The sequence below is a fragment of the Streptomyces sp. NPDC050759 genome (genome assembly GCF_044456945.1).
In the GTDB taxonomy this organism is placed as follows: domain Bacteria; phylum Actinomycetota; class Actinomycetes; order Streptomycetales; family Streptomycetaceae; genus Streptomyces.
In genome coordinates this window covers 353,514-376,762 of sequence record NZ_JBITGI010000010.1, presented here as the reverse complement: position 1 = coordinate 376,762, position 23,249 = coordinate 353,514, and the positions used below count along the sequence as shown (strand labels likewise).

20 protein-coding genes are annotated in these 23,249 nt (G+C 70.8%); 12 read left to right on the top strand and 8 right to left on the bottom strand.

Translation table 11 applies throughout. The features are described from left to right. Positions 1 to 189, top strand: a 189-nt coding sequence (locus ACIBJB_RS28980; protein WP_398934640.1) for an electron transfer flavoprotein subunit alpha/FixB family protein, incomplete at its 5' end; no start/stop codon positions are given. A 58-nt stretch (positions 190 to 247) separates the two neighbouring features. Here the strand turns inward: ACIBJB_RS28980 and ACIBJB_RS28975 are convergent. Continuing rightward, the gene (locus ACIBJB_RS28975) at positions 248 to 1,111 is read right to left on the bottom strand and encodes an endonuclease/exonuclease/phosphatase family protein (RefSeq protein WP_398934638.1); all 864 of its coding nucleotides are present in this window, start codon (positions 1,109 to 1,111) and stop codon (positions 248 to 250) included. A 220-nt stretch (positions 1,112 to 1,331) separates the two neighbouring features. On the opposite strand from ACIBJB_RS28975, the gene ACIBJB_RS28970 reads away from it, so the two are divergent. Continuing rightward, positions 1,332 to 2,636: a DUF6986 family protein gene (locus tag ACIBJB_RS28970; RefSeq protein WP_398934636.1), complete on the top strand. Its 1,305-nt coding sequence runs from the start codon at positions 1,332 to 1,334 to the stop codon at positions 2,634 to 2,636. A gap of 118 nt (positions 2,637 to 2,754) precedes the next feature. Continuing rightward, positions 2,755 to 5,172, top strand: a complete 2,418-nt coding sequence (locus tag ACIBJB_RS28965) for a protein kinase (RefSeq protein WP_398934634.1) — start codon at positions 2,755 to 2,757, stop codon at positions 5,170 to 5,172. Here ACIBJB_RS28965 and ACIBJB_RS28960 read toward each other — a convergent pair. Both ACIBJB_RS28960 and ACIBJB_RS28955 read right to left on the bottom strand, forming a co-directional pair. Beyond that, on the bottom strand, positions 5,118 to 5,918 hold the full coding sequence (locus ACIBJB_RS28960; RefSeq protein ID WP_398934632.1) for a hypothetical protein: 801 nt from the start codon (positions 5,916 to 5,918) through the stop codon (positions 5,118 to 5,120). The genes ACIBJB_RS28965 and ACIBJB_RS28960 overlap by 55 nt on opposite strands. A 6-nt stretch (positions 5,919 to 5,924) precedes the next feature. Beyond that, positions 5,925 to 6,974 carry a LacI family DNA-binding transcriptional regulator gene (locus tag ACIBJB_RS28955; RefSeq protein ID WP_398934630.1) on the bottom strand — a complete coding sequence of 350 codons (1,050 nt, stop codon included), beginning with the start codon at positions 6,972 to 6,974 and terminating at the stop codon, positions 5,925 to 5,927. Between the two features lie 195 nt (positions 6,975 to 7,169). Between ACIBJB_RS28955 and ACIBJB_RS28950 the strand changes: the two genes are divergently transcribed. Next, positions 7,170 to 8,120 carry an ROK family protein gene (locus ACIBJB_RS28950; protein ID WP_398934628.1) on the top strand — a complete coding sequence of 317 codons (951 nt, stop codon included), beginning with the start codon at positions 7,170 to 7,172 and terminating at the stop codon, positions 8,118 to 8,120. Between the two features lie 81 nt (positions 8,121 to 8,201). On the opposite strand, the gene ACIBJB_RS28945 is transcribed toward ACIBJB_RS28950, so the two are convergent. Then, on the bottom strand, positions 8,202 to 10,178 hold the full coding sequence (locus ACIBJB_RS28945) for an NPCBM/NEW2 domain-containing protein (RefSeq protein ID WP_398934626.1): 1,977 nt from the start codon (positions 10,176 to 10,178) through the stop codon (positions 8,202 to 8,204). A 189-nt stretch (positions 10,179 to 10,367) separates the two neighbouring features. Here ACIBJB_RS28945 and ACIBJB_RS28940 point away from each other — a divergent pair, with 189 nt between their 5' ends. The 7 genes from ACIBJB_RS28940 (at position 10,368) to ACIBJB_RS28910 (ending at position 18,145) form a co-directional block, all read left to right on the top strand. Further along, a complete protein-coding gene (locus ACIBJB_RS28940) occupies positions 10,368 to 10,562 on the top strand; it encodes a hypothetical protein (RefSeq protein ID WP_398934624.1) in 195 nt (64 codons plus the stop codon). A gap of 143 nt (positions 10,563 to 10,705) precedes the next feature. Continuing rightward, positions 10,706 to 11,746: an NUDIX domain-containing protein gene (locus tag ACIBJB_RS28935; protein WP_398934622.1), complete on the top strand. Its 1,041-nt coding sequence runs from the start codon at positions 10,706 to 10,708 to the stop codon at positions 11,744 to 11,746. Positions 11,747 to 12,081: 335 nt separating this feature from the next. Continuing rightward, positions 12,082 to 13,110, top strand: a complete 1,029-nt coding sequence (locus tag ACIBJB_RS28930) for an ABC transporter permease (protein ID WP_398934620.1) — start codon at positions 12,082 to 12,084, stop codon at positions 13,108 to 13,110. A 79-nt stretch (positions 13,111 to 13,189) separates the two neighbouring features. Further along, on the top strand, positions 13,190 to 14,857 hold the full coding sequence (locus tag ACIBJB_RS28925; RefSeq protein ID WP_398934618.1) for an ABC transporter substrate-binding protein: 1,668 nt from the start codon (positions 13,190 to 13,192) through the stop codon (positions 14,855 to 14,857). A gap of 72 nt (positions 14,858 to 14,929) precedes the next feature. Further along, on the top strand, positions 14,930 to 15,922 hold the full coding sequence (locus tag ACIBJB_RS28920; protein ID WP_398934616.1) for an ABC transporter permease: 993 nt from the start codon (positions 14,930 to 14,932) through the stop codon (positions 15,920 to 15,922). 28 nt (positions 15,923 to 15,950) lie between these two features. Further along, positions 15,951 to 17,027, top strand: coding sequence for an ABC transporter ATP-binding protein (locus ACIBJB_RS28915; RefSeq protein WP_398934614.1), 1,077 nt, complete (start codon positions 15,951 to 15,953; stop codon positions 17,025 to 17,027). Then, a complete protein-coding gene (locus ACIBJB_RS28910) occupies positions 17,024 to 18,145 on the top strand; it encodes an ABC transporter ATP-binding protein (RefSeq protein ID WP_398934612.1) in 1,122 nt (373 codons plus the stop codon). The genes ACIBJB_RS28915 and ACIBJB_RS28910 overlap by 4 nt, the downstream gene beginning before the upstream one ends. Here the strand turns inward: ACIBJB_RS28910 and ACIBJB_RS28905 are convergent. From ACIBJB_RS28905 to ACIBJB_RS28895, 3 genes are all read right to left on the bottom strand, one after another. Beyond that, positions 18,046 to 19,161, bottom strand: a complete 1,116-nt coding sequence (locus tag ACIBJB_RS28905) for a protein kinase family protein (protein WP_398934610.1) — start codon at positions 19,159 to 19,161, stop codon at positions 18,046 to 18,048. The genes ACIBJB_RS28910 and ACIBJB_RS28905 overlap by 100 nt on opposite strands. Next, on the bottom strand, positions 19,140 to 19,808 hold the full coding sequence (locus ACIBJB_RS28900; protein WP_398934608.1) for an MBL fold metallo-hydrolase: 669 nt from the start codon (positions 19,806 to 19,808) through the stop codon (positions 19,140 to 19,142). The genes ACIBJB_RS28905 and ACIBJB_RS28900 overlap by 22 nt, the downstream gene beginning before the upstream one ends. A 65-nt stretch (positions 19,809 to 19,873) precedes the next feature. Then, complete coding sequence (locus ACIBJB_RS28895) at positions 19,874 to 21,229, bottom strand: dipeptidase (RefSeq protein ID WP_398934606.1); 1,356 nt, start codon at positions 21,227 to 21,229, stop codon at positions 19,874 to 19,876. A 223-nt stretch (positions 21,230 to 21,452) separates the two neighbouring features. On the opposite strand from ACIBJB_RS28895, the gene ACIBJB_RS28890 reads away from it, so the two are divergent. Beyond that, the gene (locus ACIBJB_RS28890) at positions 21,453 to 22,676 is read left to right on the top strand and encodes a geranylgeranyl reductase family protein (RefSeq protein ID WP_398934666.1); all 1,224 of its coding nucleotides are present in this window, start codon (positions 21,453 to 21,455) and stop codon (positions 22,674 to 22,676) included. Here ACIBJB_RS28890 and ACIBJB_RS28885 read toward each other — a convergent pair. Continuing rightward, positions 22,666 to 23,115, bottom strand: coding sequence for a nitroreductase family deazaflavin-dependent oxidoreductase (locus ACIBJB_RS28885; RefSeq protein ID WP_398934604.1), 450 nt, complete (start codon positions 23,113 to 23,115; stop codon positions 22,666 to 22,668). The genes ACIBJB_RS28890 and ACIBJB_RS28885 overlap by 11 nt on opposite strands. Positions 23,116 to 23,249 lie beyond the last annotated feature (134 nt).

Sequence of the window (23,249 nt, the reverse complement as noted above, 5' to 3'; positions counted from 1 at the left end):
CTGTACATCGCCAACGGCATCTCCGGCGCCATCCAGCACCGCGCCGGCATGCAGACCTCCAAGACCATCGTGGCCGTCAACAAGGACGCCGAGGCCCCCATCTTCGACCTCGCCGACTACGGCGTCGTCGGCGACCTCTTCGACGTCGTCCCCGCCCTCACCGAAGAGATCAACACCCGCAAGGGCTGATCCCGCTCCGGGCGTACGAGGCCCCCGTGACCGCCGACGCGGTCGCGGGGGCCTCGGCTCATCCCAGGGTGACGGTGGCCTGCACCGGCAGGTGGTCGCTCGGGAACTGCCCGTTCATGGCGAAGGTGTTGATCGAGGCCCGGTGGACGGTGGCGCCGGGCGAGGTGAGGATCCAGTCGATGCGGTCGCCGTCGGGGGTGAGGGGTTTGTAGCCGTGGAAGGTGGCGTACTGCTTGCCGCGTTCCGCGGCCGCGTCCCAGGTGTCGACGAGACCCGTGGCGAGCAGGGTGTCGTACGCCGGGTTGTCGTGGGCCGTGGCGTTGAAGTCGCCGGTCACCACCACCGGTGACGAGGGGTCGAACCCGGCGATCTTCTGGGCGAGGAACTGGGCGGACCGCTCGCGCGCGTACTGGCCCACGTGGTCGAAGTGGGTGTTGAGGACGTGGAACTCCCGTCCGCCGACGGCCCGGTCACGGAAGCGGACCCACGTGACGATCCGGGGAAGCGCTCCACCCCAGGTGTTCGAGCCGATGACCCTGGGCGTGTCGGAGAGCCAGTACGTGTCGTGCTCGACCGGGGCCAGGCGCCGGGTGTCGTAGAAGACCGCGGTGGACTCGTCGTGGCTGCCGCCCTCGCGGCCGGTGCCGATCCAGTCGTAGTGCGGTCCGAGGTCGGCGTGGATGTCGCGCAGTTGCTGGTAGAGGCCTTCCTGGGTGCCCATCAGGGTAGGGGCCTCCTGACGTAACAGCCGGCGCATCACCGGGCGGCGGGCGGCCCAGCTGTTGGGTTCGGAGGTGCTGGCGAAGCGGAGATTGAACGTCATGACATCGAGTCGGCGGTTTGACGGCTTGGCGGCGGAGGCCGGCAGCGTGCCCATCAGCGGCACGGCGACGGCGGCGGCCATGGCGGTTCTGAGGCCCATGCGACGCGTCATTCTGTGGGTGTCCGACATGTTGTTCCCTCCCGACGGGACAGGATGAATGTTCGAACCGGAGTGCGGTAGAGGGCGTAGAGGTTCTCGGCGCCTTGAATGAACGTGGTGGCTCATGCTGTGGACGGGGTGTTGACCGTCCGGAAGCTTCATGGATAACTTCGCTCTACGGATTGTTGATTCCGTAGAGCGGAAAACTGGAGGGTGTGGGATGGGTCAGGGCCAGCAGGAGCAGGTGGCGACGAGCCTCGCGGGTGCCGTCAGCGAGGAGATCAGCGCCTCCCTCGCGCCGGTCGACGCCGAACTGGAGCGCCGCTACCCCGGAGACCCCGGCACCCGCCAGCCCGTGCACACCGTCTACGTCCCCGGTGACGCCTTCGCCGCCGACACCATCCGCTCCTGGGGCGAGAAGGCCCTCGCCGCCCTCGACGAACACGCCCCGGACGCGGCGTCCTTCGCCGCCGTCCTCGGGTTGTCCGACGACCTCGCCGAGCCCGTCCACGCGCGCGTGCGCGCCAAGTTGGAGCACGAGCCCATCGAGGACCTGCGTGTCGACTTCGAGGACGGATACGGCCCGCGCCCGGACGCCGAGGAGGACGAGACGGCGGCCCGCGCGGCACGACTGATCGCCGAGGCGTACAAGAACGGCACGGCGGCCCCGTACATGGGCATCCGTATGAAGTGCATGGAAGCGGCCGTCCGGGACCGCGGCATCCGGACCCTCGACGTCTTCCTCACGGGTCTCATGGCGGCGGGCGGCCTGCCCGACGGGCTGGTGCTGACCCTGCCGAAGGTGACCTACGCCGAGCAGGTCACCGCGTTCGTCCGGCTCCTGGAGGCCTTCGAGAAGGCACATGGACTGGACTCCGGCCGACTCGGCTTCGAGATCCAGATCGAGACCAGCCAGTCCGTCCTCGCCACCGACGGCACCGCCACCGTCGCTCGGATGATCCAAGCCGCCGAGGGCCGCGCCACCGGACTCCACTACGGCACCTTCGACTACAGCGCCTGCCTCGGCGTCTCCGCCGCCTACCAGGCGAGCGACCACCCCGCCGCCGACCACGCCAAGGCGATCATGCAGGTCGCGGCCGCGGGCACCGGCGTACGGGTCTCGGACGGTTCCACGAACGTTCTGCCGGTCGGCCCGACGGCCAAGGTCCACGACGCCTGGCGACTGCACTACGGCCTGACCCGCCGGGCGCTGGCCCGCGCCTACTACCAGGGCTGGGACATGCATCCCGGCCACCTCCCCACCCGGTACGCGGCGGTGTTCGCCTTCTACCGAGAGGGCTTCGAGCAGGCCGCCGGCCGGCTCGCCCGGTACGCGGGCCGGGTCGGCGGCGACGTCATGGACGAGCCGGCCACCGCCAAGGCGCTCAGCGGCTATCTGCTGCGCGGTCTCGACTGTGGCGCCCTCGACATCGCCGAGGTGGCCCGGCTGACGGGTCTGACCCGGGCCGACCTGGAGGGGTACGCGGCACCGCGGCGCGGTGACCTGACCGTCTCCACGAAGTAGGAGGAAGCAGGCGGAGACGTAGCGGCCCTGTCACGGTCGCAACCACCGGCTGAAGTCGTCACTCCCGCCCCGTAGTCTGGGTCGCACGCATTGACGTGTTCACAGGAACGGGGCAGCGGTGTCTTCGGGGGAGACCAACGGAAAGGGCCAGGACGAAGCCGGTCGGCTGCTGGCCGGGCGTTATCGTGTCGTGGCCCAGCTCGGTCGCGGCGGCATGGGTGTGGTCTGGCGGGCCGTCGACGAGGTCCTCGGCCGCGAGGTCGCCGTCAAGGAACTGCGCACCTACACCGACGCCGACGGGCCCGAACTGGCGGATTTGCGGCTGCGGATGCAGCGCGAGGCCCGTGCGGCGGCCCGGGTCCGGCATCCCGGCGTCGTCGCGGTGCACGACGTGGCCGAGGTCGACGGGCGTCCACTGATCGTCATGGAGCTGGTCGACGGACCGTCCCTGGACGCCGTGCTGCGCAAGAGCGGCCCCCTCGACCCGCGTGAGGCGGCCGGCATCGGCGCCAAGGTCATGGACGCGCTGGCCGCCGCCCACGAGGCCGGCGTACTGCACCGGGACGTCAAGCCCGGCAACATCCTGCTCGACCGCTCGGGCCGCGTTCTGCTGACCGACTTCGGCATCGCCACCATGGACGATCCGGGCGACGGCTCGGCCACGAACCTCACCCGCACCGGCCATCTCGTCGGTTCCCTGGACTACATGGCCCCCGAGCGCGCCCAGGGTGCCGATCCGGGACCGGCCTCCGACGTGTGGGGCCTGGGCGCCACGCTGTACGCGGCGGTCGAGGGAGCGTCGCCGTTCCGCCGTACGTCGACGTTCTCCACGCTCACCGCGATCGTCGGCGAACCGCTCCCCGAATCCCACCGTGCAGGCCCCCTCGGCCCGGTTCTCCAGCGCCTGCTGGACAAGCGTCCCGAGGCACGCCCGGGGGCCGGGGAGGCGCGCGGGCTGCTGCAGGCGGTGGCGGACGGGGCCGGACCGGACAGCCCCACGACGACCTTGCGGGGGACGGCGGGTACGGCGGGCTCGGGAGATTCCGCGGATCCGGCGGATCCGGCGGGGCAGGCCGAGACCGCGCCCGACGTTCCGGCGGGGCCGGTGGTATCGGCCGGTCTCGGGCCGACGGTGCCGACGAGCCCGGGGGCGGCGCCGGGATCCGGGTCGCAGACGGCGCAGGGGGCTGGGGCCGAGCCGGCCCAGGGTTCCGGTGAGCACGGAACGTCGGGGACCGTGGCGGCGCCGAGGCCGGGGTCCGCGCAACCGACCGGGTCCGAGGCGGCGGCAGAGCCTGGGACGCCCGGGCAGGGCACGCCGGCTGCTCAGCACAGCGGTGCTTTCGGACAGCAGGGGCAGGGGCAGCCTGCTGCGGGTGCTGCGGGTGCTGCGGGTGCTGCGGGTGCTGCGGGTGCTGAAGGGCAGGCCGGGTCCCCGGCGCCGTGGTGGGTGGCGTCCGCGTCGCAGGACGGTGCCCCCGGACAGACCTCCCCGCCGGGGCAGGCCTCCGGTGCGTTCACCTCTCAAGTCGGTGGTCCGGGGCAGCCCGGGTCTTCTGGGCACGGTTCGGGGGCGTTTGCCGGTTCTTCGGGCTCTGCTCCTGGGCAGCCCGGGTCTTCTGGGCACGGTTCGGGGGCGTTCGGCGCCTCCCCGGGCTCTGCTCCGGGGCAGCCCGGGCCCTCCGGACACGGCTCCGGTGCGTTCGGCGCCTCCCCGGGATCCGCACCGGGAGAGCCCGGGTCCCCGGCCTACGGTCACGGGGCGTCCGGGCTTCACGACCCGCTCCCTACGGGCCCCATGACCACCGCGCCCCGGCCGCGCCGCACAGGCCGCGTCCTGCTCGCCGCCGCGGCCGTCACCGTCGTTCTCGCGGTGGCCGGTACAGCCGTCGCCCTGCTGAACAACTCGGGTCACGCCGAGGCCGACGCCGGTCCGACCGCGACGGCCACCACGGCGACGGCCTCCACGTCCGCCCGCACCGACGCCGACCGATCCAGCAGTCCCGAGCCCACGGACGGGGACGCCAAGAAGACCCCGAGCGCCAAGGAGACGTCCGGCGACGACGGGGGTGCCAAGCCCACGAGCCGGGCTTCCGCGTCCGCCACGGCCAACTCCTCCGGCGGTGGCACCTCAGGGGGCGGCGACTCGGACGGTTCGTCCGGCGGCAGCGGCAGCGGCAGCGGAAGCGGCCCTGGCGGCAGCGGCTCCGGGGGCGGCGGCACGGCCGGAGACGGCGGCGCCGGCACCCCGGCCCCGGCGTGCACCGCCATCGGCGGCGGCAAGTACAACTGCACCGTCTGGAAGACCGCCACGTCCTACACCGCCTCCGGCGCCGAGGCCGGTGTTCTCAACGCGGGCACCAACTACTTCTACTGCCAGTCGAATCTGGGCCGCCGCGAGACGTCCGGCCAGTGGACCAACGTCTGGTGGGCGAAGACGGACGACGACAGCGGCAACACCGGCGTCTACGTCAGCGACGTCTACATCAAAGGCGGGAACAACGACGAGCCGGTGCCGGGACTCCCGGTCTGCTGAACCGTCACGTACCGCTCCAGGCCGGACTCCGTGACCCGCTTCTCGTCGGCGAACAGCCGGGTGCCCGCCTGGCACAGCTGCCGGTCGGCGCGGGCCCGTGTCACGAACTCCTCCGGCGTGACACCGAACAGCGCACGCAACCGGGCCGACCCCACGAGGAGTTCGGTCAGCAGCTCCCGCTGGCCGGGGTGGGTGCGCGCGGCGCCGGTGCCGTCGTGCAGGACGCCGTGGCGGTTGACGTACGAGTGGACGCCCGGCAGGGTCACGCCGCCGGGCAGCTCGACCCGCACCTCGGGCGCGGGCAGCCAGGCGCGCCCGTAGTTGCCGTTCGGGAGCGGCACGCCCTCGCTCGCGTCGATGATCGCCAGTTGCTCGGCGTCCAGCCAGATGACGAACAACTCCCGTACGGTGTCCGGGGCGTGGAAGGGCGACGCCGACACGTATCCCATGCGGCTCACGTGCGCGGACACGCCCACGTCGACGCCGGTCACCCGTGTCCTCACCATGGGGATCGGTGAGGTGATCCCGAACTCGGCCATCTTGTGCCTCAGTTGCCCGGGACTGGCGTTGGAGCCGACCGCCAGGACGGGCGCGCGGTCCTCGTACCACCACCGGTCGCGGGGCAGGGGCACCAGCCGGTCACCGTCGAGCAGCGCGGAGTCCGCCGGCCAGGCGCCGGGATACCGCAGCGGGTGATCGCGAGGTGCCTCGGCCAGGCCGAGGGTCTCCAGGGTGAAGTCCTCCATGGCAGCTCAGTCCGCCGGCGGCAGCTCGCCCGAGCCGCGGGTGATCAGTCGGGTCGGCAGTTCGATCCGCTCCGGTGTCAGCAGCGTGCCGTCAAGCTGGCGGAACAGCCGCTCGGCGGCCGTACGGCCCAGCGTCGCCGCGTCCTGGGCGACGACCGTGACGCCCGGCTGCAGCAGATCGGCGAGTTCGATGTCGTCGAATCCGACGAGGGCGACTCTGCGGGTGTGTTCGGCCAGGACACGGACCACGGTGACCGTCACGCGGTTGTTGCCGGTGAAGATCGCGGTGACGGGGGAGGGGCCGGTGAGCATCCCCTCGGCGGCCCCGCGCACCCGCACCGGGTCGGTGACGCCCAGCGATGTCCAGACGTCCGCCACCTCGATGCCGGCGTCCTCCATGGCGGCCCGGTACCCGCGCAGCCGCTCGACGGCCGTGTGGATGCGGGGCATGTCGCCGATGAAGCCGATCCGCCGGTGGCCGTGGGCGATGAGGTGGGCCACGGCGTCGCGGGCACCGCCGAAGTTGTCGGAGAGGACGACGTCGGCGTCGATGCGGCCCGCCGGACGGTCCACGAACACGGTGGCGACGCCCGCCTTCAGCTCCGGCTCCAGATAACGGTGGTCGTCACCGGCCGGGATGACCACGAGGCCGTCCACGCGCCGGGCGCACAGCGCCAGCACCAGTTCCTGCTCACGCTCGGGGTCCTCGGCGCTGGAGCCGTTGATGAGCAGGGCGCCGTTGGCCCGGGCCACTTCCTCCACCGCGCGGCTGAGGGGGCCGTAGAACGGGTCGGCGAGGTCCTCCAGGACCAGGCCGATGCTGGCGGTACGACCCTTGCGCAGGACGCGCGCGCTGTCGTTGCGGCGGAAGCCGAGGGCCTCGATCGCCTCCCGCACCCGGTGTTCCGTCTCGGGCGTGACCCCCGGTTCGCCGTTGACCACACGGGAGACCGTCTTGAGCCCGACGCCGGCCCGCGCGGCCACGTCCTTCATGGTCGGACGGTTGCCGTACCGGGTCGTGGCGAGGCGGTCTGCTCGGCTGTGGGTGTCGGGCACGATAAGGCGTCCTGTCCTGTGGTCGACGGGGATGCGGCGGTCCATGATTTTGTATGAGGATGTGGCGTCGAGCATAGAGCCTGGACAACGTTGTCAGAACCGGGAGACACTGTCCACCGCAATCTGTCGGCCTGCGCCCCACCGCGAGTCCGGCCTGTCCATTCCTCAAGGTTGAACCGGGGAGAACTGACACTGATGCACACCGACCTCGTGGCTGCGCTCGACATCGGCGGCACCAAGATCGCCGGAGCGCTGGTGGACGGCCACGGCCGGATCCTGCTCCGGGCACAGCGCGCCACGCCCGCGCAGGAGGACGGCGACACTGTGATGCGCGCCGTCGAGGAGACCCTCGGCGAGCTCACGGACTCGCCGCTGTGGGCGCGCGCGAGCGCCCTCGGCATCGGCAGCGCGGGCCCGGTGGACGCCTCCACCGGCACCGTGAGCCCGGTGAACGTGCCAGGATGGCGCGACTATCCGCTGGTCAGCAGGGTCCGTGCGGCGGCCGGCGGACTCCCCGTCGAGCTGATCGGCGACGGTGTGGCCATCACGGCGGCGGAGCACTGGCAGGGCGCCGCCCGTGGACACGACAACGCGCTGTGCATGGTCGTGTCGACCGGTGTGGGCGGCGGCCTTGTACTGAACGGCCAACTGCACGCCGGGCCCACCGGCAACGCCGGGCACATCGGGCACATCAGCGTCGACCTCGACGGCGACCCGTGCCCGTGCGGTTCGCGCGGTTGTGTGGAGCGCATAGCCAGCGGTCCGAACATCGCCCGGCGCGCGCTGGAGAACGGCTGGCGGCCCGGTCCTGACGGCGACACGTCCGCCGCCGCGGTGGCCGACGCGGCCCGGGGCGGCGATCCGGTCGCCGTGGCCTCCTTCCAGCGGGCCGCCCAGGCGCTCGCCGCCGGTATCGCCGCCACCGCGACCCTCGTCGAGATCGACATCGCCGTCATCGGCGGCGGGGTCGGCAAGGCGGGTGACGTCCTCTTCGAACCGCTGCGCAAGGCGCTGGGCGACTACGCGACCCTCTCCTTCGTCCAGCGCCTGACGATCGTGCCCGCGCAGATGGGCACGGACGCGGGGCTGGTCGGCGCGGCCGCGGCGGCGCTCGCGAAGCAGGCGGACACGGCGGCGGCGGTTTGACGCCGGGGCGGTGCGAGGTGCCGGCGAGGTCGGCAGAAACGTTCACTTGGCGGCCGGGTCCGCAGACCCGGCCGCCAGGCGTCAGCAGCTCAACCGCGCGTCCGCCCAGTCCGCGTGGTCCGAGTCGATGCCGTCCCCGCCGTCGGTGACGACGAGCCGGACCAGCCGGGCGCCGGTGATGCCCGCGGTGAGCGGCTCGGCCGGCAGGGCGTTGGTGAGGACGCCGGTGGACGCCACCTTGGTGCCGTCCGCCCAGACCTCGAAGGCGACGGTGCCGTTCGCGCCCTTCTCGTCGTCGACACCGACGTCGGCGGTGACGGTCTCGCAGGCCGCGCCCGTGTAGTACTCGACGGCGCTCTCCGCGTGCACCCCGAGCCCCTTGGCGTACACCACCCCGCCCAGGGTGATCGGATGACCGTCGCCTGCGGCGCTCTCCCCGTTGCTGGTGTTGCGTTCCACGGGACCGTAGCCGTTGGCGGCCGACAGCCACGGAAGGTCACCGAGTGCCGAGGTCCCCGTCGGCGGCGGCACCACCACGGTCGCGGTGAACGGCAGCACGGTCTCGACCCGGACACCGGCCGGTGAGCGGTAACTCGCCCTGAGCGTCAGGTCGTACGACCCCGTCGGCGTCCCCTCTGGAGCGGTGAGCGTCCACGTCGTGCGCAGCGAGCGGCCCGTGGACAGGGTCTTGGAGGTGGTCGGCGAGGTCGGCTTCAGGGCCCAGCCCTCGGGGCCGGACAGCCGTACGGAGACCTGCCCGGCCGGGGTGCGTCCCAGGTCGGTGACGGTCGTCGTCAACGCGGCCCGCGTGCCGGCCTGGACCAACGGACTGCCGTCCAGGCCGAGTTCGACGGCGGGCGGGTGCTGGTTCCACCTGCGGTCGGCGAAGACCCGTACGAGGACCGTTCCGTGCGCCGGGACGGTCGCCGAGATCGTGCCCGCGGTGTTGTAGCTCTTGTGCTGCCACAGGTCGCGCAGGGTGTACGCGTCGGCGTCGGGCAGGCCGACGGCCGCGGCGGTGGTGGCGATGCGCTGCGGGCTGCCCGTCTCGTTGAACAGGGCGACCGCGCGGCTGCCGTCCTTCATCTCCTTGGCGACGACCCAGCGTCCGCCCTCGGAGGAGATGACGGATCCCTGCTTGCCCAGCGGGTCCTGGTCGACGGCGATGACCTCCTTGTTGCCGAGGATCTCGAAGGTCTCGTCGGAGGCCGTGCGCAGGTCGCTGCCGATGAGGAGGGGGGCCGCCATGACCGACCACATCGAGAAGTGCGAGCGGTACTCGGTGGCCGTCATGCCGCCGTTGCCGACCTCCAGCATGTCGGGGTCGTTCCAGTGGCCGGGGCCCGCGTGGGGCGCCAGCGGCAGGTTCTGCTTGAGGATCGACAGCATCGAGCCCCAGGTGTCGCTGATGTCCCCGGTGGTGCGCCACAGGTGTCCGACGTCCGCGGCCCACTCCCAGGGCTTGTTCTGGCCCCACTCGCAGATGCTGTAGACGATGGGTCTGCCGGTCGCCTTGAGAGCGTCGCGCATGGTCGTGTAACGCAGCTTGGCGTCCACGCCCTGGTTGTTGCAGTTGTCGTACTTGAGGTAGTCGACGCCCCAGTCGGCGAACTGCTGGGCGTCGCTGTACTCGTGGCCCAGCGCGCCCGGGAAGCCGACGCTGCTGCACGTCTTCGTGCCCGCGCTGGTGTAGATGCCGAGCTTGAGGCCCTTGGAGTGCACATAGTCGGCGACGGCCTTGATCCCGTTCGGGAAGCGGGCCGGGTCCGGGACGAGCTTGCCGTCCGCGTCCCGGTCCGGCAGCGCCCAGCAGTCGTCGAGGTTGACGTACTGGTACCCGGCGTCCTTGAGGCCCTTCTCGACGAAGATGTCCGCGATCCCCTTGACCATGGACTCGTTGAACTCGGCCCGGCAGTGGGTGGAGTTCCAGTTGTTGAAGCCCATGGGCGGGGTGAGGGCCAGGCCGTCGGCCAGGGCGGGTGACGCCGGCCTCTCCTCGTCCGCGACCGCGGGAGCCCCGGGCACCGCGAACAGCAGCACGGTGAGTGCCGTGACCATCCTTCGGCGGGTTGTGCGGGTGTGAAGGTGACGCATCGTTACGTTCCTCCGAACCGGCAGAAGGTGCGATGACGGCATGTACGCGTCATCCGGTGTGGGTTAAAGGTAGGACGTGTTGGACTGTGGTGGAAGAGAGCGGCACGGCGTACGGGGGCGTGACCCATTCCGTCCGGCGACGTTGATCAGGCCATGAAGAAGCGCAGCATGCTCGCCATCGCCTCCCTCGCCACCGGCTTCGTCGTCGCGGCGGTCACTCCCTCGCACGCCGTGGGTGAGGAGCTCGACCGCGTCGACGTCGACAAGACCCTCAGCAGCCTCGACCACACCGTCGCCAGCGACAGTCTGGACGGTGTGGACGGGTCCGCCCTCGGGGGGAACGGCTGACGAGGCCTGCGCGCGCCGCGGCACCGGGGCCCCTTCGGACGAGGGGCCCCGGTGCCGCGTTTGTGCGCCCTCATCTGCGGCTGGTTTCCGTGGCAGGGTGGAGCGGGCAAGCCTCAGGGGGCCAAACAGAAGAGGGGGAGTCCGTGATCGTCTGGATCAACGGCGCGTTCGGTGCGGGGAAGACCACCGCCGCACGGGAACTGATCGAACTGATCCCGAACAGCACGCTCTTCGACCCCGAGGACATCGGCGCGGCGGTCGTACGTCTGCTGCCGCCCAAGCACCTCACCGAGGTCGGCGACTTCCAGGACCTGCCGATCTGGCGACGTCTGGTGATCGACACGGCGGCCGCGATGCTCGCCGAGCTCGGCGGGACCCTCGTGGTCCCCATGACCCTGCTGCGCCAGGAGTACCGCGACGAGATCTTCGGCGGCCTCGCCGCCCGCCGGATCGCCGTCCGGCATGTGCTCCTCGCTCCGGCGGAAACGATCCTGCGCGAGCGAATAGCCGGGCGGGAGACCCCGCCGACCCTGCCGCCCGGCGAGATGGGGCGGGGGCATTGGGCGTACGACCACATCGAGCCCTACCGGGCCGCCCTCGCCTCCTGGCTCACCGCCGACGCCCACCTGATCGACACCGGCGCGCTCACCCCGTACGAGACGGCCGCCCGCATCGCCGAGGACCTCGGCGCCGGGACCGTGCCGGTGTGCGACATCGTGCAGACCCCCGAGCCCACCGCCGAGACCGTGGCCGCCGGTGTCCTCCTCTTCGACGAGCACGACCGGGTGCTGCTCGTCGACCCCACCTACAAGGCCGGCTGGGAGTTCCCCGGCGGTGTCGTCGAGCCCGGCGAGGCGCCTGCCCGGGCCGGTGTGCGCGAGGTCGCCGAGGAGACCGGCATCCAGCTGGAGGACGTACCGCGTCTCCTCGTCGTCGACTGGGAACCGCCCGCGCCTCCCGGATACGGCGGACTGCGCCTCCTCTTCGACGGCGGCCGGCTCGACTCCGCCCGGGCGGGGGCCGTTCTGCTCCCCGGTCCCGAGCTGCGCGGCTGGTGTTTCGCCAGCGAGGAGGAGGCCGCCGAGCTGTTGCCGCCGGTGCGTTACGAGCGGCTGCGGTGGGCGCTGCGGGCCCGGGAACGCGGTGCCGCGCTGTACCTGGAGGCCGGGGTTCCGATCGGCTGACGTCCGGGCAGGCCCCGTCGGCATGCGGTGCCGACGGGGCTTCGCCATGTTCGAGGAATGTTCGACTCAGGCAAGCGGAGGGCGAGAACCCGCCAAGGGAATCGTCGCGATACCTCCATGTCAGAGCTAACGAGACTTCCCGCCCTCGTCAACTCTTGGCAACGAGCGCAAACAATCCCCTTTTCGGTCATTTTCCGCCTTGACCGGCCTCTCGGCGTGTTGCGACAGTCCGCTCAGTTTCCCCCAGTGGGCCAACAGCCCCATGACGAGACCCTGTCCGCCGGCGACGGCGAAAACTCCGCGCCAGCCCAGCACCTACCCGGGACGTCCGCACGATGACGACGCAACAGCAGCCGATGCCCGCCGACACCGGCACCACGCAAGCCGGTGAACCGTCGCCGCAACCGCGGAGCGACGGCACGGTCATCACCGGTCGCTCGCCCGCCCGGATGGCCTGGCGGCGCATCAGACGGGACAAGGTCACCCTGGTCGCGTTCGTGATCACGGTCCTGTTCATCCTGGTCGCGCTGCTGGCTCCGGTCCTGACGGCGATCACCGGATGGGGGCCGATCACCCCCGACGGCAAGGCGATCGACCCGGACACCGGCAACTTCCCGCGCGGCGCGCTGGGCGGCATCGGCCTCACGCACCTGCTGGGGGTCGAACCGGGCACGGGCTACGACCTGTTCGCCCGCATCGTCTACGGCCTGCGCACCTCGCTCCTCGTCGGCTTCGCCTCGGCCGTGCTGTCCACCGTCGTCGGTGTCGTGGCGGGCCTCGCGGCGGGGTACTCCGGAGGCTGGGTCGACTCCGTGCTGTCGCGGATCATGGACGTGATGCTGGCCTTCCCGCAGCTGCTGTTCATCATCGCGCTGACCCCGGTCATCCAGAACGCGATGCAGACCAACAGCCACGGCGGCACCGACGAGAACCTCCGGCTGCTGGTCCTCGTCCTCAACATCGCGGTGTTCGCCTGGGCCTACACCGCCCGGCTGGTGCGCGGGCAGGTCCTGTCGCTGCGGGAACGGGAGTTCGTCGACGCCGCGCGGATCATGAGCGCCGGCCGGTGGCACATTCTCTTCCGCCAGCTGCTGCCGAACCTGTGGGCGCCGGTCCTGATCTCCTTCGCGCTGGCCGTCCCGCAGAACATCACCACCGAGGCGGCCCTGTCGTACCTCGGCGTGGGTGTCATCCCGCCCAACCCGGACTGGGGGGCGCTGCTGTCGGACGCCTCCCAGTACTTCCTCCAGGACCCGATGTACCTGTTCGTCCCCGGCGTCCTGCTCCTGGTCCTCGTCCTCGGGCTCAACCTCCTCGGAGACGGAGTCCGGGACGCCCTCGATCCCCGCGCGGCCCGAAGCTGACGCGGTCCCCTCAACACCGGCGTGCACGCCCCCACTCGGGTCGCACCGCCGAGCCGTAAAAGAAACGGAGTGTTACCCAATGACGCGCAGAAGGCGCACGATCGCGCTCGCGGCCACCGCCGTGGCGATCGCCCTGGGGGCCACCGCATGCGGGGGCTCCTCCAGCACCACCGGCAGCGGTTCCCCGACCAAGGGCGGCACGCTGACCGTCCTCGACCACGCCGACTTCGACCACCTCGACCCGCAGCGCGTCTACACGACCGAGGGTTCGAGCATGGACCAGGAGCTCGTGCGCACCCTGACCGGCTGGGACGAGGCCGGCTCCCAGCCCAGGCTCGTCGGCGACCTGGCCACCGACACGGGAACGCCCAGCAAGGGCGACACGGTGTGGACCTTCCACCTGCGCAAGGGCGTCACCTGGCAGGACGGCACGGCGGTCACCGCGCAGGACGTCAAGTACGGCGTCGAGCGGACCTTCTCGCCCGACATCAACGGCGGTCCGCCGTACGCCAGTCAGTGGCTGGTCGGCGGCTCCTCCTACAAGGGGCCCTACTCGGGCAAGGAGCTCGCCTCCATCCAGACGCCCGACGCGTCCACGATCGTGTTCCATCTCGGCCAGCCCGTCGCGGACTTCAACGAGACGACCGCCATGCCGGGCTGGTCCGGGGTGCCCAAGGCCCATGACACGGGGGCCACGTACGACACACACGTCTGGTCCGACGGGCCGTACATGATCAAGTCGTACACCAAGAACAAGGAAGTCGTCCTCGTCAGGAACACGCACTGGAAGCAGTCGACCGACCCGATCCGGCAGCAGAACGTCAACGAGATCGACGTGAAGCTCGGTCAGGACCAGTCGGCGATCGACCAGCAGATCAAGTCCGACGCCGGCACCGCCCAGACCTCGATCATGCAGTGGCCGATCGCGGGCTCCGACCTGACGACGATCTCCAGTGACCCCTCCCTGAAGTCGCGCCTCTACAACATCCCGGCACCGGGCATCAACTACCTCGCGATCAACACCACCCGGGTCAAGGACCTGAAGGTCCGTCAGGCCATCGAGGACGCGATCGACAAGACCACCGTCCGCGGCGCGTTCGGCGGCTCGGCGTACGGCGGCTACGCGAGCACCATGCTCAGCCCCGGTATCGGCGGCTACCGGAAGTCCAACCTCTACAGCACCAACCCCGCGGGCGACCTCACCAAGGCCCAGGCGCTGATGAAGCAGGCCGGCAACCCCAAGCTCACCATGTCGCTGGCGGTGGAGAACACCACGACCCAGGAGCACTTCGCCGACGCGGTGAAGACCTCGCTCGCGAAGATCGGTGTCACCGTGAACATCACGCCGATCGACGCGGCGAATTACTTCAGCACGATCGACAACGTGAAGAACCAGTACGACCTGACCTGGGGCGACTGGATCGCCGACTGGCCGAACGCCTCCACCGTGCTGCCCGTGCTCTTCGACGGACGGCAGATCGCCAAGCTGCCGCAGTCCAACCAGGACCTGTCGTACCTGAACGACCCCGCGGTCAACGCGCAGATCGACAAGATCGCCAAGATGACCGACGTCAAGCAGGCCGACGCCGCCTACGGCGCCCTGGACGAGCAGATCATGAAGGACGCCGCCGTGGTCCCGCTGATGTACATGAACTTCAGCGAACTGGCGGGCTCCAAGGTCGGCGGGGTCATCCCGGACCCCATCCTCGCCGAGCCCAGCCTCGTCCACGTGTACGTCAAGAGCTGACGCACTCCTCCTCGGCCCGCCGGCGGTCCCCGGCCGGCGGGCACCCCCTCTCACGTCAGGGTCCAGCACGACATGGTTCGTTACCTCATCCGGCGCCTGCTGGCAGCGGCCGCGATCCTGCTGGTGATCACCGTGATCACCTTCGTGATCTTCTTCGCGCTGCCGTCCGATCCCGCACTCCTGGCCTGCGGCAAGACCTGCTCGCCCTCCCGGCTGACCGAGATCAAGCATTCGCTCGGGCTCGACAAGAGCTTCCTCACCCAGTTCTGGGAGTTCTTCAAGGGCCTCTTCGCCGGCCGTGACTACGGAGACCAGAGCCTGCGTGTGCACTGCGGCGCGCCCTGCCTCGGCATCTCCTTCCAGACCGACACCCCCGTCCTCAGTACCCTGCTGGGCGACTTCCCCGCGGACCTCTCGCTCGGACTCGGCGCCGCGGTGTTCTTCCTGATCCTGGGCGTCGGCCTCGGCACGCTCGCCGCCGTCCGCCGGGGCAAGGCCGCCGACAAGGCGGCGGTGGGACTCGCCCTGCTCGGTGTCTCCGTGCAGATCTACTTCGTCGGGCTGCTGCTGCTCTACCTGTTCGTCGACAAGTGGCAGATCCTGCCCGCCTCCGGCTACACCCCGATCACCCAGGACCCGAGCGCCTGGTTCGAGGGCCTGATCCTGCCGTGGGCCACCCTGGTCATCGTCTACCTCGCGCTGTACACCCGGCTCACCCGCTCCTCCATGCTGGAGGTCTTCGCCGAGGACTACATGCGCACCGCCCGGGCCAAGGGCCTGTCCAGCGGCAAGGTCGTCCTCAAGCACGGCCTGCGGGCCGCCATCACCCCGATCCTCACCATCTTCGGCATGGACGTCGGCTCGCTGATCGGCGGCTCCGCGGTCATCACCGAGTCGGTGTTCGGCATCAACGGCATCGGCAAGCTCGCGGTCGACTCGGTGCAGAACTCCGACCTGCCGGTCATCCTCGGCACCACGCTCTTCGCGGCCACCTTCGTCGTGCTCGCCAACGTCGTCGTCGACCTGGTCTACGGCCTCGTCGACCCCCGTGTCCGCCTCGCCTGAGCCCCCTCACCGCAGCAAGGAAAACCCCGTGTCCCTCCAGACCTCACCGCAACCGGCGGACGTCGATCCCGCGGCCGCCCCCTTCCTCGACGTACGGGACCTGCGCGTGCACTTCCCGACCGAGGACGGGATCGTCAAGTCCGTCGACGGAGTCTCCTTCACCCTGGACAAGGGCAGCACCCTCGGCATCGTCGGCGAGTCCGGCTCGGGGAAGTCGGTCACCTCGCTGGCCCTGCTCGGGCTGCACAAGGGCACGCGCGCGGTCGTCTCCGGGGAGATCCGGCTGGACGGCAGGGACCTGGTCGCCCTCCCGGAGCACGACATGCGCGCGCTGCGCGGCCGGACCGTCTCCATGATCTTCCAGGACCCGCTGTCCGCCCTGCACCCCTACTTCACCGTCGGCGCCCAGATCGCCGAGGCCTACCGGGTCCACCACAGGGTCTCGAAGAAGGAGGCCCGGGAGCGTGCCGTGGAGATGCTGAAACGGGTCGGCATCCCGCAGCCCCAACTCCGGGTCCGGGACTATCCCCATCAGTTCTCCGGCGGCATGCGCCAGCGCGCCATGATCGCCATGGCCCTGGTCTGCGACCCCGAACTGCTCATCGCCGACGAGCCGACGACGGCCCTGGACGTCACCGTCCAGGCACAGATCCTGGACCTGATCCGCGATCTCCAGGAGGAGTTCGGCTCCGCGGTCATCCTCATCACCCACGACCTCGGCGTGGTGGCCGACATCGCCGACGACATCCTGGTGATGTACGGCGGCCGCCGTATCGAGTACGGCACCGTGCACGACGTGCTCAAGGAACCCCAGCACCCCTACACCTGGGGGCTGTTGGAGTCCATGCCGCAGATCACCGGGGACGTCGAACGGCGCCTGAACCCGATCGCCGGGTCACCGCCCAGCCTCATCAACCCTCCCGGAGGCTGCGCCTTCCACCCCCGCTGCACCTACAAGGGTTGGGTGCCGGAGGGGCGTTGCGCGACGGAGCGGCCCGAACTGGTGGCCGTCCCCGGCACCGGCCGGCACCTCGCCGCCTGCCACCTCACCCCCGAGACCAGGCAAGAGATCCGCGTGCGCACGGCCGCCGGGACCGCGCAGTGACCGCGGCGGACGAACAGGAGCATGCCGTGAGCACCACTCAGCCCGCAGCCGGGGAGCACCTGCTCGACGTCAGCGGCCTCACCAAGCACTTCCCGATCCGCCACGGCATCGTCTTCCAGCGGCAGATCGGCGCCGTGCACGCCGTCGACGGCATCGACTTCACGGTCGGCGCGGGCCAGTCGCTCGGTCTGGTCGGCGAGTCCGGCTGCGGCAAGTCGACGACGGGCCGCCTGATCACCCGGCTGCTGGAACCCACGGCCGGGAAGGTCGTGTTCGACGGCGAGGACATCTCCCACACCCCGGAGAACCGGATGAAGGAGGCTCGCCGGAACCTCCAGATGATCTTCCAGGACCCGTACTCCTCACTGAACCCCCGGCACACGGTCGGCACGATCGTCGAGACGCCGATGCGGCTCAACGGCATCAACCCGCCGCAGGGCCACAAGAAACGCGCCCAGGAACTGCTGGAGACGGTCGGCCTCAGCCCCGAGCACTACAACCGCTACCCCAACGAGTTCTCCGGCGGCCAGCGCCAGCGCATCGGGATCGCCCGCGCCCTCGCGCTGCGGCCCAAGCTCATCGTGGCCGACGAACCGGTGTCGGCGCTGGACGTCTCCATCCAGGCGCAGATCGTCAACCTGCTCCAGGACCTCCAGCGGGAGCTCGGCATCGCGTTCGTCTTCATCGCCCATGACCTCGCTGTCGTACGGCACTTCTGCGAGCGCGTCGCGGTGATGTACCTCGGCAAGATCATCGAGGTCGCCGACCGGCAGACGCTGTACACGCGGCCGAGGCACCCCTACACCCACGCACTGCTGTCCGCGGTGCCCGAGGCCGATCCGGACGGCGTCCGCCGACGCGAGCGCATCCGGCTCGCCGGGGACGTGCCCTCGCCGGTGGACCCACCGTCCGGCTGCCGCTTCCGTACCCGCTGCTGGAAGGCCCAGGACAGGTGCGCGACCGAGGAGCCACCGCTGGTGCGGGTGGCAGGAAACGCGGAAGGTCACCTGACTGCCTGTCACTTCCCGGAGGAGCCGAGCGTCGAGGCCCGCGAGGAGGACATCGTGCTCGATCCGGCGCTGACCGCGTCGGGGGACAGCGCGTCGACTTCGTCGTGAGGGTAGGGGGTGAGCCTGCTCTCCTGTTCCAGCCGGCGGTTGAAGTCGCCCACCACGGCCGCCAGTCGGGCATGGCGTGAGATGAGCGCGGCGGCGGCCTCGGGGATTCCCTCGGGGCGGTTGCCGTCGGCGCACGTGCGGATGAAGTCCTCGCGTTCGTCCCTGGCGAGGCCGTACTGGTCCACGACCAGCCAGTGCACCAGGTAGGAGAGGGCGTAGGCGCGGTCGTAGCGGTGGTGGCGGGTCTCGAAGTCGCGTTCCTGCGCCGAGAGTTGGAAGCGGCTGGACAGGGACAGTCCGTAGTCGGTGAGGTAGAGCCGGTGCCCGTCGGTGAGGATATTGCCGAAGTGGGCGTCGAAGTGGATGAGGTGCCGCTGCTCGCGGAGGAAGCCGGTGACGGCTTCGAGGCCCTGCTCCACGAGGACGCAGGCCAACTCGGCGTTGTGCGTGCGCAGTTGGGCGGAGAACCAGTCGTGGAGGGTGTGCGGCACGTACTCCAGGAACAGGGTCAGGCTCGCGGACGCCGTGCGCAGGGCCTCGACGCGCTCTCTGAGGCCTGGTGAACCTCCCCAGTAGGCCACCGCCCGCTCCACGTCGGCGAGTGCCTCGGGCAACGGCTGCGGGATGCCGGGCAGCACCCGCCAGTGGTGCAGCAGCGGGAAGCCCGGAAAACTGCCCGAGCGCACCCAGTCGGTCGTCATCTCGTGCACGGCCAGCTCACGCCAGGCGCCGAAGCCGGGGCTGCCGATCGCGCCGATGCCGTAGTGGAGGTGGGGCGGCAGGTCGAAGAGGTTCGCGGTGGATCGGACGTTGTCAGGCTCGAGCTCGATGTCGGTGAGCGGCACCTGCTTGACGAAGACCCGTACGCCGTCCACCTCCAGCAGCGTCGCGCGGCCACCGATTCCGGTGCCCGCGGGGGTGCCGGACGCCATGAGGTCGGTGAGGTCGCGGTCGCTCAGGAGGGCGAGGGAGGTGGCGGTGTCGGCGTGGGTGCTCAGGCGTGCGGGGGAGACCATGGCCCCATGATGGGGTCCCCGTGACCGAAGCACGCGATGTTCGCGCCGAGTGCTGCCAACTTCGCGAAGGAGTTCAGGGCTTGGGCGCGGTCGACGTTGAACACGCCCAGCATCACCTTTCCGTCGAACGGCGAGGCGGCCACCGCGTCCCCCGTGAACAGCACCCTGTGCTCCGGGAGATGGAGCGCGACGCTGCCGGGTGTATGGCCGGGCACGTGGACGACCCTGGCCCCGCCGCCGACGTCGAGGACGTCACCGTCGGACAGCTCGGTGAGCTGCGACGGCCTCATGAACTCGCCCCGCGGCAGGTGTCGTAGGGCTTCCGCGTGCAGAGGGCGTTCCCAGTCCTCGAACACAGGGGACGGGCCAAGGACTTCACCCCGTACGACGGGCGCGTCCAGGTGGTGTGCCAGCACCTCGGCGCCGGTCAGAGCGGCCAACTCGCCCGCCCCGCCGACATGGTCCTCGTGGAAGTGCGTGAGCACGACCCGTCGTAGGCGCCCTTGCAGACAGGCGGCGATCGACGCGGCGGATCCGGCCGGGCCGGCGTCGATCAGGGTCGACTCGTCGCCGTCGCGCCAGAGATAGGCCTGGCCGACCGGGAAGCGCAGGAGGTGGAGGTGCGGGAGCAGCTCGATGACGTCCATGGGACGACCGTAGAAAGGCCCCCGTTCGTCGACGAGGGCCTTCTGCGGACAGCAGAGCCGTCGGATCAGCTCGCCGCGTAGTTGCGCAGGAACAGGGCCTCCGCCACCGACAGGCGCTCCAGTTCCTGGGGGGAGACGCTCTCGTTCACGGCGTGGATCTGAGCCTCGGGCTCGCTCAGGCCGATGAGGAGGATCTCGGCGTGCGGGTAGAGCGCCGCGAGGGTGTTGCACAGGGGGATGGAGCCGCCCTGGCCTGCGTACTGCATCTCCTGGCCCGGGTAGGCCACCGCCATCGCGTCGGCCATGGCCGCGTACGCCGGGCTGGTGGTGTCCGCGCGGAACGGCTGGCCCTGGCCGATCTGCTCGGTGCGCACGCGCGCGCCCCACGGCGTGTGCGTCTCCAGGTGCGCCTGGAGCAGCTTGGTCGCCTCGGCCGCGTCGATGCCCGGCGGTACCCGCAGGCTGACCAGCGCACGGGCGCTCGCCTGGACCGATGGGGTGGCGCCGACGACCGGCGGGCAGTCGATGCCGAGGACCGTCACGGCCGGGCGGGCCCAGATGCGGTCGGCGACCGTGCCGTCACCGATCAGCTCGACGCCGTCCAGGACCTTGGCGTCCGCCCGGAACTGCTCCTCGTCGTACTGCAGGCCGTCCCAGGACGCGTCCGGGGTGAGCCCGTCGATCGTCGTCGTGCCGTCCTTCCCGCGCAGCGAGTCCAGTACGCGGATCAGTGCGGCCAGCGCGTCGGGGGCGGCGCCGCCGAACTGGCCCGAGTGGAGGTTGCCCTCCAGCGTGTCGACCTGGACGCGGAGCATGGTCATGCCGCGCAGGGTGGCGGTGACCGTCGGCAGTCCGGCGCGGAAGTTGCCCGCGTCGCCGATGACGATGGTGTCCGCCTCCAGGAGCGCGGGATGTTCCTCGGCGTACCGCTCCAGGCCGCCCGTGCCCTGCTCCTCCGAGCCCTCGGCGATGAACTTGACGTGGACCGGGACCCCGCCGTTGGCCTTCAGGGCGCGCAGCGCGAGCAGGTGCATGAGCACGCCGCCCTTGCAGTCGGCGGCTCCGCGCCCGTACCAGCGGCCGTCGCGCTCGGTCAGTTCGAAGGGCGGGGTCGTCCAGCCGGCCTCGTCCAGCGGCGGCTGCACGTCGTAGTGGGCGTAGAGCAGGACCGTCTTCGCGCCCGCGGGGCCGGGCAGGTAGCCGTACACGGACTGTGTGCCGTCCGGGGTGTCGAGCAGCGCCAGGTCCTGGAATCCCTCGGCGGTGAGCGCGTCCGCGACCCAGCGGGCGGCGGCCTCGCTCTCGCTCTTCGGGAACTGGTCGAAGTCCGCCACCGACTTGAACGCCACCAGTTCGGTGAGCTCCGCCCGCGCCCTGGGCATCAGCGAGGCGACGGTCTCGGCGACCGGATTCGACGACATGGGCACGCTCCTTGTGGGTGCGACGTTGTATCTGTGAGTGCCGTAGATCCTCCCACAGTGGTCTGTGGGCGGGCCCGCCGTAGGATGCGGGGGACAGGTGCGGCAATGGCTTGATCGGGAGCAGCAGACCATCGTGAGCAGCGAGAACACTTCGGCGGGCGACCCTTCGGCGGGCGACTCCGCGGCGGACGGCCCCTCGGCGGACGACTCTTCGGCGGACGGCGTGCAGGACGACGGACAGCGGGTGTGGGACGTCGTCGTGGTGGGCGCGGGACCCGCGGGGGCCTCGGCCGCCTACGCGGCGGCGGTGGCCGGACGGCGTGTGCTGTTGCTGGAGAAGGCCGAGCTGCCGCGGTACAAGACGTGCGGCGGCGGCATCATCGGTCCCTCGCGGGACTCGTTGCCGCCCGGCTTCGAGCTGCCGTTCCGGGACCGGGTGCACGCGGTCACGTTCTCGAACAACGGCCGCTTCACGCGGACCCGGCGCTCCAAGCAGATGCTGTTCGGGCTGATCAACCGGCCCGAGTTCGACCAGCAGCTCGTCGAGCACGCGCAGAAGGCCGGCGCCGAGCTGCGCACGGGCGTCACCGTCCAGCGCGTCGAGCAGCACGGCTCGTCGGTGCCCGACCGACGTACGGTCGCCGTGGTCCTCCAGGGCGGCGAGACACTGCTCGCGCGGGCGGTCGTCGGGGCCGACGGCAGCGCCAGCCGGATAGGAGCGCATGTCGGGGTGAAGCTCGACCAGGTGGACCTCGGCCTGGAGGCGGAGATCCCGGTGCCGGAGACCGTCGCCGAGGACTGGAAGGGGCGGGTGCTCATCGACTGGGGCCCGATGCCCGGCAGTTACGGCTGGGTCTTCCCCAAGGGGGACACCCTGACGGTTGGGGTGATCTCGGCGCGCGGTGAAGGCGCGGCCACCAAGCGGTACTTGGAGGACTTCATCGGTCGGCTCGGTCTCGCCGGGTTCGAACCCAGCATCTCCTCCGGCCACCTGACCCGCTGCCGTGCCGAGGACTCGCCGCTCTCGCGCGGACGGGTGCTGGTGTGCGGTGACGCGGCGGGGCTGCTCGAGCCGTGGACCCGCGAGGGCATTTCCTTCGCGCTGCGCTCCGGGCGGCTCGCGGGGGAGTGGGCGGTGCGGATCGCCGAGGCCCACGACGCGGTGGACACCCGGCGCCAGGCGCTGAACTACGCGTTCGCCGTCAAGGCGGGCCTCGGTGTGGAGATGAGCGTCGGCAAGCGGATGCTGACCGCGTTCGAGCGCCGTCCCGGCCTGTTCCACGCCGCGCTGACGGGCTTCCGGCCCGCGTGGAACGCGTTCAGGGAGATCACCCAGGGTTCGACCTCGCTGGGCGAGCTCGTCCGGGGCCGGCCGATGGCCCAGCGGGCGCTGGCCGCGCTGGACCCGCGTCCCGAGCGACCCGCGGCCGGCGAGGTCACTTCGTGAGCGTGACGTGGAAGACGGGGTGGTCGGGGGCGATGCGGAGCAGGTCGGCGTCGGGGGAGTCGGGACCGACGCCGTTGAAGAAGACGCCGACCTCGGCCTTCCAGCGCTTGAGATAGGCGCGCAGGAGCGGGACCTTCTCGTCGTCGGCGACCTCGGTGGCGGTGAAGGCGTCCACCCTCTTGCCCAGGTGCAGCTCGCCGCCGCCGGCCGCACGCATGTTGTGCGTCCACTGGACGTGGCCGCGCGGGGCGACCAGATACTGCTCGCCGTCCACGGTCATCAGATTCACCGGGGTGGTGCGCCACTCGCCGCTCTTGCGGCCGCGGACGGCCAGGACGCGTGAGCCCCAGACGCTGAGCCCACGACGGGTCAGAAAGGCCACCGTGCGGTTGAGGACGTTGACCGTGAACCAGCCGGGCTTCTGGACGTGCGTGGACATGTGACCCCCAAGATTCGGGAGAGCGTTGCTCTCTTTTGTGAGCACTGCTCTCCTCCGGTGTTCAGTCTGGCACGGGGTGGGGCGTCACGGCAAGAGCGGTGCTCTCGTTTGTGTGCACCGCTCTCATTTCGTGG